The sequence below is a fragment of the Sutterella wadsworthensis 2_1_59BFAA genome, from assembly GCF_000297775.1.
In the GTDB taxonomy this organism is placed as follows: Bacteria; Pseudomonadota; Gammaproteobacteria; order Burkholderiales; family Burkholderiaceae_F; genus Sutterella; species Sutterella wadsworthensis_A.
In genome coordinates this window covers 187867-204889 of the sequence record NZ_JH815513.1, presented here as the reverse complement: position 1 = coordinate 204889, position 17023 = coordinate 187867, and the positions used below count along the sequence as shown (strand labels likewise).

15 protein-coding genes and 2 tRNA genes are annotated in these 17023 nt (G+C 61.5%); 10 read left to right on the top strand and 7 right to left on the bottom strand.

Annotated elements, in window-relative coordinates:
* Window positions 1-549: 549 nt before the first annotated feature.
* The 4 genes from HMPREF9465_RS00795 to HMPREF9465_RS13985 form a co-directional block, all read right to left on the bottom strand.
* Window positions 550-641: transfer RNA gene (locus tag HMPREF9465_RS00795), tRNA-Ser, on the bottom strand.
* Window positions 642-910: 269 nt separating this feature from the next.
* Window positions 911-987 (bottom strand) — tRNA-Arg (locus tag HMPREF9465_RS00790).
* Window positions 988-1160: 173 nt separating this feature from the next.
* On the bottom strand, window positions 1161-1970 hold the full coding sequence (locus tag HMPREF9465_RS12075; protein ID WP_005433194.1) for an RNA-guided endonuclease InsQ/TnpB family protein: 810 nt from the start codon (window positions 1968-1970) through the stop codon (window positions 1161-1163).
* Window positions 1870-2391 (bottom strand): helix-turn-helix domain-containing protein, encoded by a 522-nt coding sequence (locus HMPREF9465_RS13985; RefSeq protein ID WP_196793837.1) that lies wholly within the window; start codon window positions 2389-2391, stop codon window positions 1870-1872. The genes HMPREF9465_RS12075 and HMPREF9465_RS13985 overlap by 101 nt, the downstream gene beginning before the upstream one ends.
* 293 nt (window positions 2392-2684) lie before the next feature.
* Here HMPREF9465_RS13985 and HMPREF9465_RS00780 point away from each other — a divergent pair, with 293 nt between their 5' ends.
* The 6 genes from HMPREF9465_RS00780 (at window position 2685) to HMPREF9465_RS00755 (ending at window position 9269) form a co-directional block, all read left to right on the top strand.
* Window positions 2685-4211, top strand: a complete 1527-nt coding sequence (locus tag HMPREF9465_RS00780) for an ABC transporter ATP-binding protein (RefSeq protein ID WP_005433191.1) — start codon at window positions 2685-2687, stop codon at window positions 4209-4211.
* Window positions 4208-5290, top strand: a complete 1083-nt coding sequence (locus HMPREF9465_RS00775) for an ABC transporter permease (RefSeq protein WP_005433190.1) — start codon at window positions 4208-4210, stop codon at window positions 5288-5290. Before HMPREF9465_RS00780 ends, HMPREF9465_RS00775 begins: the two co-directional genes overlap by 4 nt.
* On the top strand, window positions 5290-6210 hold the full coding sequence (locus tag HMPREF9465_RS00770; RefSeq protein WP_005433188.1) for an ABC transporter permease: 921 nt from the start codon (window positions 5290-5292) through the stop codon (window positions 6208-6210). Before HMPREF9465_RS00775 ends, HMPREF9465_RS00770 begins: the two co-directional genes overlap by 1 nt.
* A 92-nt stretch (window positions 6211-6302) precedes the next feature.
* The gene (locus HMPREF9465_RS00765; protein ID WP_005433186.1) at window positions 6303-7400 is read left to right on the top strand and encodes a BMP family ABC transporter substrate-binding protein; all 1098 of its coding nucleotides are present in this window, start codon (window positions 6303-6305) and stop codon (window positions 7398-7400) included.
* 163 nt (window positions 7401-7563) lie between these two features.
* On the top strand, window positions 7564-9027 hold the full coding sequence (gene rmuC, locus HMPREF9465_RS00760; RefSeq protein WP_005433184.1) for a DNA recombination protein RmuC: 1464 nt from the start codon (window positions 7564-7566) through the stop codon (window positions 9025-9027).
* 41 nt (window positions 9028-9068) lie between these two features.
* Window positions 9069-9269, top strand: a complete 201-nt coding sequence (locus tag HMPREF9465_RS00755) for a hypothetical protein (RefSeq protein WP_005433182.1) — start codon at window positions 9069-9071, stop codon at window positions 9267-9269.
* A 95-nt stretch (window positions 9270-9364) separates the two neighbouring features.
* Here HMPREF9465_RS00755 and HMPREF9465_RS00750 read toward each other — a convergent pair whose 3' ends face one another.
* On the bottom strand, window positions 9365-10891 hold the full coding sequence (locus tag HMPREF9465_RS00750) for an alanine/glycine:cation symporter family protein (protein ID WP_005433181.1): 1527 nt from the start codon (window positions 10889-10891) through the stop codon (window positions 9365-9367).
* Between the two features lie 595 nt (window positions 10892-11486).
* Window positions 11487-12002 carry a PIN domain-containing protein gene (locus HMPREF9465_RS00745; protein WP_005433177.1) on the bottom strand — a complete coding sequence of 172 codons (516 nt, stop codon included), beginning with the start codon at window positions 12000-12002 and terminating at the stop codon, window positions 11487-11489.
* Between the two features lie 176 nt (window positions 12003-12178).
* Here HMPREF9465_RS00745 and HMPREF9465_RS00740 point away from each other — a divergent pair, with 176 nt between their 5' ends.
* The 4 genes from HMPREF9465_RS00740 to HMPREF9465_RS00730 all read left to right on the top strand — a co-directional run bounded on the left by HMPREF9465_RS00740 (window position 12179) and on the right by HMPREF9465_RS00730 (window position 16185).
* Entirely contained in the window at window positions 12179-13720 is a 1542-nt protein-coding gene (locus HMPREF9465_RS00740; protein ID WP_005433175.1) for a TerC family protein, read from the top strand.
* 204 nt (window positions 13721-13924) lie between these two features.
* Window positions 13925-14572 carry a nitroreductase family protein gene (locus tag HMPREF9465_RS00735; RefSeq protein ID WP_005433173.1) on the top strand — a complete coding sequence of 216 codons (648 nt, stop codon included), beginning with the start codon at window positions 13925-13927 and terminating at the stop codon, window positions 14570-14572.
* Between the two features lie 121 nt (window positions 14573-14693).
* The gene (locus HMPREF9465_RS13585; protein ID WP_005433171.1) at window positions 14694-14918 is read left to right on the top strand and encodes a hypothetical protein; all 225 of its coding nucleotides are present in this window, start codon (window positions 14694-14696) and stop codon (window positions 14916-14918) included.
* Window positions 14887-16185 carry an IS256 family transposase gene (locus tag HMPREF9465_RS00730; RefSeq protein WP_005433166.1) on the top strand — a complete coding sequence of 433 codons (1299 nt, stop codon included), beginning with the start codon at window positions 14887-14889 and terminating at the stop codon, window positions 16183-16185. Before HMPREF9465_RS13585 ends, HMPREF9465_RS00730 begins: the two co-directional genes overlap by 32 nt.
* 55 nt (window positions 16186-16240) lie before the next feature.
* Here HMPREF9465_RS00730 and HMPREF9465_RS13030 read toward each other — a convergent pair whose 3' ends face one another.
* On the bottom strand, window positions 16241-16987 hold the full coding sequence (locus HMPREF9465_RS13030; protein WP_155994185.1) for a hypothetical protein: 747 nt from the start codon (window positions 16985-16987) through the stop codon (window positions 16241-16243).
* Between the last annotated feature and the right edge of the window lie 36 nt (window positions 16988-17023).

Sequence of the window (17023 nt, the reverse complement as noted above, 5' to 3'; positions counted from 1 at the left end):
CCTACGCAGCACGATCTGCTGACGGGGCAATTCGTCAAGCACGAACTTTGGGAGCGACGCGTCGTGGCGGCTTGGCTTAACCTGTTGTACGCAGGTCTTGACAAACAAACCTACGCCCCGGAACAAGGCTCGGCTATATCGAAACTCTCCCGATTCACCGACGAGGTTTGGTTGCCTGACGAATGGCGCCCGTGCCGTGGTGGCAATTGAAAAGCTGTCGCCATGTTGCGGCAGCTGCAGGATCAAATTGGTGGATGGTGGAGAGCCGCCCATTCGCGAACGTGACACGCGTAAAAAATGGAAATGATGACAAACCGTTCATCACCCTCTATGATGAAAACTAAGGAGCAGGTGCATCGCCAAACAATCAGATCAGCTCATGAAGAGATACGGGTGCGACGCAGATCTCGGTGTGGTGATGAGGGCTTGGTTCCTGCGAATCTTTCATGATGCGACTTCGGGCCGCAAGGGTTTTTGCGTGCTTTGCTCTCATCTTTTTCATGAAAAAAAACAGGGCTCGGAACTTAGTCCAGAGCCCTGTTCAGAAACTGGCGGAGAAGGGGGGATTCGAACCCCCGAGGCCCTTATTCGGACCTGCACCCTTAGCAGGGGTGTGCATTCGACCTCTCTGCCACTTCTCCGCAGAAATCCTTCCGCATGCGATCGCGGTCGATGCGTATCACAGGCGGGATGTTCTTGTATCTGCCGTCGGATCGGATTAGTCATTTCCGTCGACCCTCGAACATCAGGAATGAAAGCATAGCATGCCAAAAGGGAAAAAGCAAAAAAAACTTAAAAAAAGTCCGACGCTTCCCTCCAAGGCCGCCTGCAATCGCCGGACGCCCTGAAAACGGTTGCCCGACAAAGATAAAGCCGCCGATGCTTTTGCATCGACGGCTTCTTAATTAGGTGGTGCGGTAGGCAGGATTCGAACCCACGACCCTCTGGTTCGTAGCCAGATACTCTATCCAACTGAGCTACTACCGCACTCGAGGATTTGAATGATACAGAGGTTTTGGGAAAATGCAAAATCGCATATGCAACAAAATGTTTCTGCGTTTTGGGCGTCCAATCCGTTTTCGGAGGCTCCATGGGAGGCGGATGAACGGAATTGACATCCTCCCGGCGTATAAATACGCGGGATTCCTCTTCACTTCGCGTCAAGACGCGACGAAAAGGACGGTTCCCGTTGCTGTCTTGTTGCCAAGCTCACTACACGGGCGAACTGAGCCTGTCCGGCTCTTCTTGAGGACATTGGTTGCCCCCACGACGTCGGCATTCGCGGTGTACCCGCATTTCTGACAACCGAAATGCGCCTGCGAAGGTCGATTTGACGAACTCGTGCATCCGCAGATTGGGCAGGTCTGGCTCGTGTATTTCGGATCGACGAGAATGAGTCGTCCATTGGCCTTGAATACAGCCCAGTGGATGGCCATTCTCATCGCGTAGGGCGCAACGCGCGCCAGAGACCGGTTCAAGCCCGTCTTCTGCCTCACGTTTTTGCCAGGCTCCTCAACCGTGCCTTTGGCCGACTTCGTCATGTTCTTCAGCTTCAGATCTTCCATGGCCACCCCTCCGTAATTCTGTGCGATGGTGTGAGCCGTCTTAAGCATGAAGTCCCGACGAATGTTGCGGATACAACGATGGTGATTCTGAATCTTCGCCTTCAGTCTTCTGCGCTTGCGGCTGGGCTCCCGCTTGTCGAACGGGTTTGCCTTGCCCAACTTGGCAAGCTTTTGACGAGCTTCCTTGTTGCGGCAGAGCTGGCGCTGAAGTACGGCGATTTGCTTTTCGTGCTTCTTGATGGATTCGACATCGAGCTGGAACACCGTCCCGTCCGAGAGCGTCACCGTCTGGGCAATGCCCAGATCAATGCCGACCTCGCCGGGACGACGCGGACCGTCGTTGGCGAAATCCATCTCCGTCACGACCGAGACAAACCAATGCCCGCATTCGACGGAAACCGTCATCTGCTTGATCTAGCCTTGAATCGGACGCGACTTTCTGAATCGCACGAAGCCTGCCTTCGGGATGCGGACTCGACCGTTGGCCTCGTCCCAATCCGTCGGGCGAACTTGCGGAATGCGGAAGGAATCCCCGTCGCCCCGAGCTTGGAACTTTGGGAAGCCCTTTTTTCTTAGCCTTGAACGCTTGGATTGCAGCAGACGCGTCCATCAGGCACTGTTGAAGTGCCTGAGAAGGCGTTTCCAGCAACCACAACATGTCGTCTTCCTTTTTCCACAGCACCAACCGTCCGGCCAACTCCGTGTACTTGAGAAAAGGAACCTCTTGTTCAAGGCACCGCTTCTGCAGTTCTATCGCCTTGTTCCACACGAAACGCCGCCACCCGGCAGCTTGAGCGAAGATTCGCTTCTGCTCCCGGGTAGGCATCAGTTCGAACTTGTAGGCGATGTTGGCTTTCGTGACCTCAATCCTACACCGTCCTTTTCGAGGACGCATGCTTCGCACGAGTTTGTGCGAAGGGGATTTGAGCGCCTATCATCCCGGCAGTTAAAACCGCGGGTTTTCTCGGCTCGACTTTATAAGGGGTGCTTGATGTTAGACAACGTGTCTGCGGAACGATAAAATTACGTGTTTAAATCCGGGGTCGCCCGCCTTGCGGCGGCGGGGCCGGACCGAACAAGTTTTTGACACGGACGCCCGACCCTGCGTCCTGCCTCAGCATGCATCCACGTCTCAGCCTGAAAAATATCACCAAGCGGTACCCGGGGATCGTTGCCAACGACGGCATCAACATGGATATCGCGCCCGGTGAAGTGCTCGCCGTCCTCGGAGAGAACGGCGCCGGCAAGTCCACCCTCATGAAGATCATCTACGGCTCGGTGCGCCCCGACGAGGGGAGCCTCGAGTTCGACGGCAGGCCCCTCGACGTATCGAGTCCTGCCGAAGCGCGTGCGAGCGGCATTGCGATGGTGCACCAGCACTTCGCGCTTTTCGACACGCTGACGGTGGCCGAGAACGTGGCCCTCGGGCTTCCGCCCGGCCGCTCCACGGCCGAAATCTCCGAGGAGGTGAAGACGCTCGGCGAGAAGTACGGCCTTGAGGTGGATCCCGCTGCGGTCGTCTACGAGCTCTCGATGGGTGAGCGCCAGCGCGTGGAGATCATCCGCGCCCTGATGACGAATCCCAAGCTCCTCATTCTTGATGAGCCCACCTCGGTGCTCGTGCCCCAGGCCGTCAGGAAGCTCTTCGTGACGCTCCACCGTCTGGCTGAGGAAGGCGTCTCCATTCTCTTCATCTCCCACAAGCTTGACGAAATCCGCGAGCTCGCCGACCGCTGCGTCGTGCTGCGTGCGGGCAGGATCGTCTCGTCCGTCAATCCGAAGGCCGAGACCGAGGCGTCGCTTGCCCGTCTGATGATCGGCGCCGAGCCGCCCGCGATCCGCGAGGCCTCGGGCACGCCGGGCGAAGTGGTCTTCGAGATGAAGGATGTCAGCTATCCAGGCTCGCTGCGCGTGTGCGGCATCGAGAACGTCTCCGTGGCCGTGCGCAAGGGCGAGATCGTCGGCGTCGCCGGCATCTCGGGCAACGGTCAGGCGCGCCTGATGGCGGTCGCTGCGGGCGAGGCCCCCGTCGCCGACGAGGGCGTCATGCTCTTCGGCAAGCCCGTCGGCAGCCTCGGCACCCGTGACCGCCGCCGCCTCGGCCTACGCTACGTGCCCGAGCAGCGCCTCGGCCACGCCGCCGTGCCCGAAATCTCGCTCCAGACGAACACCTATCTCACGGGCGACGACCTCGTGAAGCACGGCTTCATTCTCGAGGAGAAGGCCCTGCGCTTCACGGAGAAGATCATCGAGCGCTTCCACGTGAAGACCCCGTCCCCGCAGAAGCATGCGGGCGGCCTCTCGGGCGGCAATCTGCAGAAGTTCATCATGGGCCGCGAGATTCTTCAGAATCCGGGCGTGCTCATCGTCAATCAGCCCACCTGGGGCGTCGACGTCGGCGCCGCCGCCACGATCCGCAACGCGCTGATGCGCTTGCGCGAGGACGGCGCGGCCGTGCTCGTCGTTTCCGAGGAAGTCGACGAACTCTTCGAGATCTGCGACCGCATCGCGGTCATGTACCGCGGTCATCTCTCTCCCGCCGTTCCCAAGTCTGAAATGAACATTGAAATCGTCGGTCGCTGGATGTCCGGTCTCTGGCCCGACGGCCCCGCCGGCGCGTCCGGTCATGAAGGAGGCGAAGCATGAATTTCCCCATTGCCATGACCTCGCGTCAGGAGCCCGCCCGCAGCCTGCGCTGGCTGTCGCCCGCGCTTGCACTCCTGCTCACGGTCGTCGCGGGCGCCGTGATCTTCGCCGCGCTCGGCAAGGATCCCGTCGAGGCCCTCGTCACCTTCTTCATCTCTCCGCTCGACAGCCTGAGCGGCTGGGCCGAGGTGTGCGTCAAGATGACGCCGTTGCTGCTCTGCTCCGTGGGCCTCGTGGTGTGCTTCCGCGCCAACGTCTGGAACATCGGCGCCGAGGGCCAGCTCGTTGCGGGCGCCATTGCGGGCGGCGCGGTCGCCCTGATGTGCAACGACACGACGGGCCCCTGGTTCGTCGTCCTCGTCATGCTGGCCTCTGCGCTCGGCGGCGCTCTCTGGGGCGCGATCACGGCGCTTCTTCGCCACAAGTTCCACGCCAACGAGATTCTTGTCTCGCTCATGCTCGTCTACGTGGCGCAGTTCCTGCTCTCCTGGGCCGTCCAAGGGCCGCTTCGCGATCCCGACGGCTTCGGCTTCCCGCAGACCGCGCTCTTTGAAAGCGGCGCGCTCCTGCCCGTCATCCTCGAGGGCACCCGCCTGCACGCCGGCGCCCTGATGGCCGTCATCGCCGCGCTCGGCATCTGGGTCCTCATGGACAAGATGGAGATCGGCATGGAGTTCAAGATCTCCGGCATGGCGCCGCTCGCCGCCCGTTATGCGGGCTACCGTCCGGGTCACCTGATCTGGATCTCGATGCTCATCTGCGGCGCCCTCGCGGGGCTTGCCGGCGGCATCGAGGCCGCGGGTCCGCTCGGCCAGCTCACCCCGACCATCTCTCCGGGGTATGGCTTCGCAGCTATCATCGTCGCCTTCGTGGGGCGCCTGACGCCGCTGGGCTGCGTGCCCGCCGCGTTCATCATGGCGCTCTTCTATCTAGGCGGCGAGCTCGCGCAGAGCCGCCTCGGCCTTCCGTCCTCGATCACGGGCGTCTACCAGGGCCTTCTTCTCTTCTTTATACTCGCCTGCGATACGATGATCTTCTATCAGTTCAAGTGGATCGGCTTCAAGAAGGAGGCTGCCTGATGAGTCTCGCCGCATCGATCATTTCCTCCACGCTCAACGCGGGGACGCCCCTTCTCATCGCCGCCGTCGGCATCATCATTCATGAGAAGTCGGGCGTGCTCAACCTCGGCATTGAGGGCATCATGCTCATGGGCGCCGTTTCGGGCTTTGCGGTGACGCATGCCACGGGCAGCTTCGAGCTCGGCTTTCTCGCGGGCATGGGCGTAGGCCTTCTGCTCGGCCTGCTCTTTGCGTTCTTCACGATCGGCCTTCGCGCCAACCAGTACGCTGCAGGTCTTGCGCTCACGCTCTTCGGCACGGGGCTCTCGGCCTTCCTCGGCCAGTCCCTGCAGGGCGCCGCGCTTCCCGGCCGCGCTCCGCTCGGCATTCCGGGCCTCGAGGGCATTCCGTTCCTCGGCGAGGCGTTCTTCTCCCAGCACTGGCTCGCCTATGCCGCGCTTGCGATGATCGCGGGCGTCTGGTACTTCCTCTTCAAGTCTCGTCCCGGCCTCATTCTCCGAGCCGTCGGCGAGTCTCCCGAATCTGCATTCGCGCTCGGCTATCCCGTGCGCCTCATCCGCTTCTGGGCCGTGCTCTTCGGTGCCATGATGGCGGGGCTTGCGGGCGCCTACCTCTCGCTCGTCTACACGCCGCTCTGGGTCGAGGGCATGGTTGCGGGCCGAGGCTGGATCGCACTTGCGCTCGTCACGTTCGCCACCTGGCGTCCCGCGCGCGTGCTCGTCGGCGCCTACCTCTTCGGCGGCGTCACGATGCTTCAGTTCGCGGTTCAGGGCATGGGCATCGACATCGCGCCGCAGTTCATGGCCATGACGCCATACATCGCGACGATTCTCGTGCTGGTTCTCATCAGCCGCAATCCCGCCTGGATCCGCCTCAACGTGCCCGCCTCGCTCGGCAAGCCGTTCGCGCCGCGCAGCTAAGAATTTCACCTGGCGAGAAGGTAGGCATGTCCTGCCTTCTTGGCTAAACTAGCCATTGATTCTTTTACTTCTGTCTTCAGGAGAATTCATCCATGCAAAAACGTACTGCCTTCAAGCTCTGCCTCGCCGGCGCCACCGCCGTCGCGCTCAACGCCGCCCCGGTCGCCGTCTTCGCCAAGGACGAGCCGCTGAAGGTCGCCTTCGTCTACGTCAGCCCGGCCAACGAGGAAGGCTGGTCCTCCCAGCATGACATCGCCCGCAAGTTCGTCGAAGAGAAGTTCGGCGACAAGATCAAGGTGACCTGGATCGAGAACATCCCTGAAAATGCCGACGCCCAGCGCGTCATCCGCGACCTCGCCCAGCAGGGCAACAAGATCATCTTCGCGACGTCGTTCGGCTACATGAACTCCGTCATGAAGGTCGCCAAGCAGTTCCCGAACGTCTACTTCGAGCACGCCACGGGCTACAAGACGAGCAAGAACGTCAAGAACTACACGGCCCGCTTCTATGAAGGCCGCTACCTCGCCGGCATGCTCGCCGCCGCCACGACGAAGACCAACATCCTCGGCTACGTCGCCGCCCTTCCGATTCCCGAAGTGTTCCAAGGCATCAACGCCTACACGCTCGGCGCCCGCGCCGTGAACCCGAACATCGAGGTCCGCGTCGTCTGGACGTCCTCCTGGTACGATCCGGGCAAGGAAGCCGACGCCACGAAGGCCCTCATCGGCATGAAGGCCGACGTGATCACGCATCACACGAACTCCACGGCCGTCGCCTCCACCTGCGAAGAAGCCAAGGTTCCGGTCATCTCCTACAACTCCGCCATGCACAAGGCTGCTCCGACGATGCTTCTCGGCGGCGTCGTGCACCGCTGGGAGGAGTACTACACGAACGAAATCCAGAAGGTGCTTGACGGCAAGTGGGACAACACCCCGGTTTGGGGCGGCGCGAACGTCCACATGATTGAGCTTGCCGACATGACCCCGAAGGCTCCGGAAAACGTCGCCTCCCGCATCAAGGCCACCTACGCCAAGCTTGAAAAGGGCGAGTTCCATCCGTTCACGGGTCCGGTTGTCAGCAATGAAGGCAAGGTCATGATTCCGGAAGGCAAGGTCGCCACCGACGAAGAACTCCAGCAGATGATGTACTTCGTTGAAGGCGTGGCCAGCAAGGTCCCGACCGCCAAGTAATCCGCTCTCAAGGGCTTGATTCAGGGCCTCTTCCTCCTTCGGGAGGCGGAGGCCTTTTTGCATTCTCGGCACGCGTCGTGCGAGGCATGAGTCTTTTCGCAGGCTCGGCTAAGATAGCGTTCCGAACGGGGCGAGCGCCCCTGCATTTTTTCCGGATGCCGACATGACGACCGACACGCTTCTTCTGATACTTACGGGCCTGTGCGCCTTTCTCGCCGCCGCTGTGGTCTGGCTCGTGCTCGAAATGCGCCTTCTGAAGATCCAGACTTCGGAGAACCTGCGGCGCGACGAGCAGGACGAGATGATTGAGGCGATCCTCACGGGGGTGAGGAGCGAGCGCCAGGAGGTGCAACAGGCGGTCCTCAACGTCGAGCGCGGCGTCTCGCAGACGCTGGCGGGGCTGACCGGCTACCTCACCGAGCAGCAGAACAGGAGCGCGGCCGAGGTGCGTACGCTCAACGAGACGGCCAGACAGTCGCTTGCCGAGACGCGCGAGGTGATGAACCGCCAGCTCCTTGAGCTGCAGGGGCTGGTGGACGCGCGCTTCGCGAAGATCATCGAGACGAATGCATCGGCGAGCGAAGCGCTCGGCGCCAAGCTCGAGTCCAAGTTCTCCGAGATCCGCACGAGCGTGGACGCCAACCTTGAGAAGGTGCGCGCAGGCAACGAGGCCCGCCTCGAGGAGATGCGTGCGACGGTTCAGGAAAAGCTCGATCGCACGCTCTCCGAGCGCCTTACGGCGAGCTTCAGGACCGTGGACGAGAAGCTCGGCCTCGTGCAGACGGGGCTGGGCGAGATGCGTACGATGGCCGAGAGCGTCAGGGACCTCAAGGGCATCCTCGCAAACGTGAAGACCCGCGGCACCTTCGGCGAGACGCAGCTCGCCGCCATCCTCGCCAACATCCTCACGCCAGCGCAGTACGGCGCTCAGGTGAGGGTCGTGCCGGGCAGCCGGGAGGCGGTGGACTTTGCGGTGAGGATGCCGGGCGCTTCGGGAGACGGCCCCTGTTGGCTCCCTATGGACTCGAAGTTCCCTGTCGAGGACTATGCACGCCTGCTTGATGCCGAGTCGAGGGCGGATGCGGCTGCGGCCGCCCAAGCGAGGGTGGCGCTTGAGAGGGCCGTCCTTGTGCAGGCAAAGTCGATTCATGACAAGTACGTCAGGCCGCCCTACACGACGGAGTTCGCCGTGATGTACCTGCCGAGCGAGGGACTTTATGCGGAGGTGATCAGAATTCCGGGGCTCTTCGAGAAGCTTCAGCGCGACTGGCGGATCACGCCCGCGGGGCCGACGGTCGTATCGGCGCTCGTCAACAGCCTGCAGATGGGCTTTGTGACTCTTGCGCTTCAGGAGCGTTCGAGCGATGTCTGGAAGGTGCTCGGCGAGGTCAAGGGTGAGTTCCTGCAGTTTGCCGAGGGCTTCGCGAAGGTGCAGAAGAAGTTCTCCGAGGCGCAGTCGAGCCTCGATGCGATGAAGACGCGGCAGAACGTGATGCAGAAGAAGATGAGTTCGATTGAGGCGGCTGGTCTTCTCGAGGAAGATGGGCAGGAAGAGACGGGCGCCGCGGACAAACTGTCTCAAGGCGTACGAGGTTCGAACGCGAGCGTTGCGGCTGGGCTAAACTGAACGCATGGCCGCCGCGGGTGCGGCGCTTTCAAGGAGTAAATATGAAGAAGATCATGCTTGCCGCCATGATGATCTGCGGCGCCGTTGCGCTTGCCGGATGCAACACTGTCGCCGGTTTCGGCACCGACCTCAAGAAGGGTGCCAACCACGTCGGCACGGCGCTTGAGAGCATCGGTTCCAAGGGCCAGAGCAGTCAGGCGCCTGCCAAGTCGGCAGAATCCAAACCGGTCGAGGACAAGTAAGTCCTTTCCGTCAAGCGAATGAACGGGACCCGCTTCGAATGTCGAAGCGGGTCCTTTTTCTAAGCGCGGGGTTCAGGTCTGGGTGAGGGCCGTGCTTACGCGTCGTTTTCCTGCGCATTGTGCGGACGACGGCGGAAGCGGTTGCGCAGGCCGCCAAGGCGACGGTGATGCTGCGGCTTGGGTTCGAGCGCGGGGTCCTGGGCCGGGACGCCGTTGTAGCGCGGGATGTCGGCGGGGACCGGGGCGAGTTCGCCGAATTCGGGCGTTTCGCCTGCGAGGAACTTCTTCTCGTAGTCTTCGAGCGCGCGGCCCACGACCTTCGACAGACCGATCAGGGCGATGATGTTCGGGATCGCCATCAGGCCGTTGAAAAGGTCGGCGAGCTCCCACACGAGGGTGACGTGGAGGAAGGAGCCGGCCATGATGAAGGCGAGGACGAGCACGCGGTAGATCGAGACGTAGCGCACGCCGACGAGGTACTTGACGTTCTGCTCGGCGAAGAAGTACCAGCCGACGATGGTCGTGAAGGCGAAGAAGAGCAGGCAGACCGCGACGAAGCCGTTGCCGATCGTGCCCAGACCGAGCGTGAAGGCCTTCTGGGTGAGCGCGATGCCTGTTGTCGTGCCGTCAAGCGCACCCGTGCAGAGGATCACGAAGGCGGTCATGTTCACGACGATGAACGTGTCGATGAAGAGGCCGATGATGGCGGCGAGCCCCTGTTCGGCGGGGTGCTTGACGCGGGCCACGGCGTGGGCGTGCGGGGTCGAGCCCATGCCGGCTTCGTTCGAGAAGAGGCCGCGGGCGACGCCGTAGCGGATGGCTTCCTTGATGCCCGCGCCGATGACGCCGCCGGTGGCGGCCATCGGGTCGAAGGCGCCCACGAAGATCATTTCAAGGGCATGCATCACGCCTTCGAGGTTCGTGAAGATGATGGTGAGCGAGCCGATGACGTAGATGAGGGCCATGATCGGGACCATCTTTTCGGCGAACGAGGCGATGCGACGGATGCCGCCGATGAAGATGAAGCCGGCGATGATGAAGGTGAAGATGCCGGTGACCCAGGTCGGGACGTTGAAGGCCGTGTAGAAGGCGCCGGCGATCGAGTTGGCCTGCACCATGTTGCCCACGAAGCCGAGCGCGATGATGATCGCGACCGAGAAGAAGGCGGCGAGCGTCTTGCTGCCGAGACCCTGGCTGATGTAGTAGGCCGGGCCGCCGGTCAGGTGGCCGTGAGCGTCGCGGGTGCGGTAGAGCTGGGCGAGGACGGCTTCGGAGAAGATGGTCGCCATGCCGAAGAAGGCAGCGATCCACATCCAGAAGATGGCGCCCGGACCGCCCATGGCGATGGCGGTGGCCACGCCGGCGAGGTTGCCCGTGCCCACCTGGGCCGAGATGGCCGTCGCGAGCGACTGGAAGGAGGACATGCCGTCCTTGTCGGCCTTGCGGCCGAAGAGCGTGATGCCGCCGAAGACGTGCTTGACGGCCATGACGAAGCGCTTGATCTGAACGAATCGAAGCTTGAAGGTGAAGTACAGGCCCGTGCCGACGAGCAGCGGAATGAGGCCGTACATGCCCCAGAGCAGGCTGTTGATGCTCTGAATGATTTGAGTGGTCTGATCCACGGTGATGACTCCGGTTTTTGCTTGAAAAGTGGGGCAGTCTTCGGGCGGAGTTTGTCCGAATCTAGGCCTTATGATTCTGACCGGGGAGGCAGGATGCGGGCACTTGGAAACGATCCTGCGGACAAGCGGTTGAAGAATAATGATTCGCCCGGTCCCGGGTTCTCAGGCGGAACCCGAGCCTTCATTCTATGAATTGGTTCGGGAATCGCGGGATGCCCCGGGACGTATTCAGGGGATGGGCATTCTGCCTAGATTCGGGGGAAACGCCTGTGCGTGTGGCGTTGGTGGAATTTCGTATCGTTTCGGACGATTTCGTGGTTCGTTGATGCGCGTCAAGTTGGTTAGGGAGACTCGGCGGATGGCCTGCGGCACAGGCTAAGGTGTATTCTCTAGGTGGTTCCGACGGGATTGGGGGACACGAAACGGGGGCTTCTCAGACGGAGTGGAAACGGCTAAAATGATCGGCCTTTTTCTTCCTCTGTTTTTTTGGAGTCGTACATGTTGCGAAAGTTCATGCGCGGTGCGCTTTACGTCGCCTTCGCCATGGTGGCCCTCTGGATCATCGTCAACGTCATTGCCATGGCGAAGTACGCGCTCAGCTGAGCGCGTCGAGCCTCGCCGCCGTCTCTTCGGGACGGAAGGCGCAGGCGCCGTATCGCTTCATCTTGCGGCCGGCCTTGAGCACGAGCTTGTCTTTGCTCACAAGAAGCTTTGCGCCGCCCGCAAGCGTGAGCGTGAAGAACTTCTGGTCAAGGGGGTCCCTGCACTGGACCGTGATGATGTCGGCCGCCTCCCTGATCTTCTCCTCGTCGACGGGCACGCTCATCGAGCACCAGAGCGCTGCGAGTCTCGCCGCCTCGTCCTCGTCGCCCGTGAACGCGGGGCGCGAGAGCACTTCCGCAAGCTCCATGACCGCCTCGCCCGAGCGCAGCGCATGGATGCGTCCCTCCTCGAGGGCTCGTCTCAAGTCCTCAGAATGTGGGTCTTCCCAGTAGATGAGGTCGAGCACGACGTTGGTGTCGATGACGGCGGGGACGCCCCTCGGTTCGGAACCTGCCAGGGCAAGGGCTTCGGCAGCCACGCGGCTGCTCAGGCGTTCGGTAAGCGGCATGAAGATCTTTTCAGAATGTTGCTGGGCCGTGAATAAGGTCGCTGTGGGGGACTGACGACCGATGAAAGTATGGTAATTTTATCGGACGCGTCCGTCATCGTGCGCTTCTCTATCAGGAAAGCCTGCGGTCGCGCTCCGGGCATCCGCGGGTCGGGTGCTTAATCCCTCAATTGCACATGGAATTTCTGCTTGATCCGACCATCTGGGTCGGTCTTCTTACGCTTGTCGTTCTTGAAATCGTCCTCGGGATCGACAATCTCGTCTTTATTGCCATCATCGCGAAAAAGCTTCCCGCCTCACAGCAGGACAAGGCCCTCTACGTGGGCCTCGGACTTGCGCTCGCGATGCGTCTGGGCCTTCTCTCCATCATGTCGTGGCTCGTGGCCCTCACGGACCCCGTCTTCTCCGTCTGGGGGCACCCGTTCTCGTTCAGGGACCTGATCCTTCTGGGGGGCGGCCTCTTCCTGCTCTTCAAGGCCACGACCGAGCTGCACGAGCGCCTCGAGGCGTTGCCGCACTCGGAAAAGCACGGCAGCGGCAGGGCCGGCTTCTGGGTCGTCATCGCCCAGATCCTGCTTCTTGACGCGGTCTTCTCGCTCGACTCCATCATCACCGCCGTCGGCATGGTCGACAACCTCTACGTGATGATGAGTGCCGTCGTGATCGCCATGATCGTGATGATTGCCGCGAGCCGTCCGCTCACGGACTTTGTCAACCGTCATCCGACGGTGGTGGTGCTCTGCCTCTCGTTCCTGCTGATGATCGGCTGCAGCCTCATCGCCGAGGGGCTCGGCTTCCACATTCCGAAGGGCTATCTCTACGCTGCGATCGCCTTCTCGATCCTCATCGAATTCTTCAACCAGCTTGCCGCGCGCAATGCCTCGAGAAACCTCGACCGCGTGCCGTTCCGCGAGCGCACGACGGACGCCATCGTGCGCCTGATGTCTCGCCAACCGCGCAGGGATGATGAAGAGGCGACCGAGGACCGTGTCGTTCACGAGAGCTTCGGGCGCGAGGAGCGCCAGATGGTCGAGGGCGTGCTCACGCTCGCCGACCGCAACATCAAGACCATCATGACGCCGAGAAGCGAGATTGCCTGGCTCAACTCCCGCCGCAGCTTCGAGGAGAACATGAAGCGCGTGCAGGACATGCCGCACAGCAGCTTCCCCGTCTGCGACGGCACGCTTGAGAACGTGATCGGCGTCGTCAAGGCCAAGGACCTCATCGGCATGGAGCCCTCGCCCGAGGCGCTCGTGCGCTGCGCTTCCGAGCGCCAGCCGCTCACCGTGCCCGAGACGATCAACGTCATCCGCCTCATGCAGGACATCAAGAGCTCCCAGGCCTCGCTCGTGCTCGTCACGGACGAGTTCGGCGTGATCCAGGGCCTCACCACCTCCCACGACATCCTCGAGGCCATTGCGGGCGACTTCCCCGACGAGGGCGACAGGCTCTCGATCGAGGCGGTTGAAGGCGGCTGGAGCGCCGAGGGCAGCGTCGAGCTCTTCCTCGTCGAGCAGACCTGCGGCGTCGACGGCCTGATGAGCGTCGACGGCGAGTACGTGACGCTCGCGGGTCTTCTCCTCGACAGGATGGGCCGTCTCCCCGCCAAGGGGGACAGGCTTGAGGAGGCGGGCCTCGTCTTCGAGGTGACCGACGTCTCGCGCCACCGCATCGAGCGAGTGAGGATTACCCGCAGCCCCGTGCCCGCCGAGGCGTAAGGGCGCCCGACACCACGCGAAAAACGCGGCTCCGTTCAGGACGGGCCGCGTTTTGCACATCCGCCTCATCCTTTCGGACTGATGCTTCCGGACGATTGCAACCGCTTCTTGCAGGGACTCTGCGCGAGGCGACTTTCGTCATAGAATGGAAAACAGACCGTCGGGAGCCCCTCCCTGCGGCACTTTTCAAAAGAGGTGAACATCATGGACATCGTCGAGCTTGTGCGCACGCGCTACACGACCAAACACTACGATCCGGCCCGCAGGATCAGCGACCGCGACATCGCGGACCTCATGGAGGTTCTCCGCCTGTCGCCGTCCTCCGTCAACTCCCAGCCCTGGCACTTCTTCGTGACGGGCACGGACGAAGGCAAGGCCCGCGTGATGCCGGCCGTGCTCGACTTCAACCGCCCGCGCGTGGCCGATGCGAGCCATCTCGTCGTCTTCGCGGTGCCCGTGGAGTTCACCGAGGAGCGCTTCCGCCGCCTCGTCGCTCAGGAGCTCGCCGACGGCCGCGTGACGGCCGAGGATGCGGCTTCGGGTGCCGCCGATGCGGGACGCCGCCACTTCGTGGGGCTGCATCAGGTCACGCAGGAGGAGCTCCTTTCCTGGGAGACGCGCCAGGCCTACATCGCCATGGGTTTCCTGCTCTGGGCCGCCGCCGAGCGCGGCATCGACTCGACCTGCCTCGAGGGCCTCGACATGGCTAAGATGGACGAATGCCTCGGACTCGCTGAAAAGGGCCTGCGCACCGTCTGTGCCGTGAGCCTCGGCTACCGCCTGCCCGAGGACAGCAACGCCGCCCGTCCGAAGTCCCGCCTGCCCATGGACGAGGTCGTGACCGTCTTCTGACGCACGAGAATCCGCCGGGCGCTCCCGCGCCTGACCCGATCCAGTCTTTCGGCCCGAACTTTCTCCCGGAAAATGCGGGCCGAGCCGTCTCTGGCGGGAATGCGGGCGCAGGGCCTTAATCATGATCGTGATTGAGACGGCATCGTTCGACATTCAGAAGATCAAAAATACGACTGTTGAAGGCACGGACTATCAGCAGGGCGATCTGCTCGGCTTTTGGAACGTGCTTGAATACGTTATCTTTAGAGACGGTCGAGAGCGTCAGAAATTTTGTGTCCATGGGATAATCGGAGCCCGCCAATCGGGTGCATCCAATGAACACGAATACCAAACGCAATTCTCGTAAGAAGTCCACCAACCCCCTCGATAACCATATCGACCAGTACGTTTCCGAGCTTCGAGCATCGGGCCGCCCGCTGGGCCCCGAAGCCTTCTCCGAGGCCGTCCGTACCTTCTCCCAACGCTTCGTCGAAGCCATGCTGCAGGGAGAAATGGATGCCCATCTCACAGGCTGTCAGCCCACTGAAACGCCTCCTGAAGAGGTCGCCGCTGACGAGCTTCCCCAGCTTTCCAACAAGCGCAACGGCTTTAGCCACAAGACCCTGAAGACCGAGTTTGGTCCTCTGCCGCTGAGCGTTCCGCGCGACCGACAGAACACTTTCGACCCGATCATCGTGCCCAAGCACAGCCGCTCGTTCGGCAAGATGGACGAGCAGATCATCGCCATGTACGCCAGGGGCATGAGCACCCGTGACATCCAGGCCTTCATCGACAACCTCTACGGGGTGGACATCAGCCCCGACTACGTCAGCAAGGTTACTGACAGAGTGCTTGAGGACGTCCGGGAGTGGCAGAATCGCCCGCTCGCAAGTGTGTATCCCGTCGCTTTCTTCGACGCCCTTCGAGTCAAAATCCGCAGCGGCGCAGCCGTAAAGAACATGGCTGTTCATCTCGGGATTGGTGTTCGCACGGACGGTACGCGTGAGGTTCTGGGCATGTGGATCGCCGAGAACGAGGGCGCAAGCTTCTGGGCGAGCGTGTTCAACGGGCTCAAGGCCCGAGGCGTGGAGGACATCCTCATCGCCGTTACGGACGGCCTGAAGGGCATGACGGAGGCTCTTGAAACCGTGTATCCGCAGACCCTCCACCAGACCTGCATCGTCCACCTTATCCGCGCATCCACCTCATTCGTCTCTCAGAAGGACAGGGCGGCCGTATGCAAGGAGCTGAAGCCCATCTACCAGGCAGTGGATGCCGACGCTGCAGAACGCGCTCTGGAGCGTTTTGGAAGCACGGACATGGGCAAGAAGTATCCAGCCATCATCCAGATCTGGGAACGCGCCTGGGCGCAAGTGATCCCGTTCTTCCAGTTCCCGCCAGAGATCCGTACACTGATCTATACGACCAATGCGATTGAAGGGCTAAACCGCGCTGTCAGGAAGGTGATCAAGACGCGCACTCTATTCCCTAGTGAGGACGCAGCCCGGAAGCTGATCTACCTGGCTATCATGAATTTCACGACCTCCTGGAAGCGTGCTACAGCCAGGTGGTCTGCTGCCATGCCTCAGTTCGCTCTGCTGTTTGGCGAGCGCTTTACAGGTGCCATGGAGTAAGACAAGGGGTATGATTAGACTACCCGCGCTATCGCATCAGGTCTGGCATACTGCATCACAAAAAACAAAGGGCAGCCTCGTTGGGCTGCCCCTGGAATAACCTCCCCAGACACAGAAATCCTGACACTCCCGAGACGGTCACTTTTGCCAGCACTGTCACGGTCATTCGAAGGACAAGATCCTCAACGTGCACCACCTCGAAAGCCGTTAAATCGGCGGCGATGCCCCCAACAATCTGATCACGCTCTGCGAGATCTGCCACAAGGCCTGTCACGCAGGGAAGATCAAGTTGAAGGTCAAGCGCGCTCATTCGTTCAGAGCGGAAGCCTTCATGGACATCGTGCGTTGGACATTGCTCGATCGCGTGCGCAAGGCGCATCCCGGCTTGCCTGTTGAGAACACCTGCGGCTATCTGACGAAGAACACGCGCATCACCCCGGGACTCCCCAAGGCGCATTGCGTCGATGCTTGCTGCATCGCGGGGAACCTCAAGGCCGTACGAAGAGGCGTCTGCCTCCATCAGCGGCAGATGCGCAAGCACAACCGTCAGATTCACAAATGCACGATACTCTTGCAGACGCTTGAAGACGGAACGAAGATCGGATACCGTAAGCTCAACCAAACACCGCATATGGTCAAGAACTTCAGGCTCTTCGACAAGGTGAGATGTCTTGGGCAAACCGGCTTCATCTTCGGCCGAAGATCGTCCGGTTGCTTCGATGTCCGGAGGCTGGACGGCGTAAAGCTTTCTTCCGGCATCAGCTACAGGAAGCTCACGCTTCTCGAAAAGAGAGGCACCCATTTAACCGAACTTATCAAGGAGGACGGCGCTTCCTCC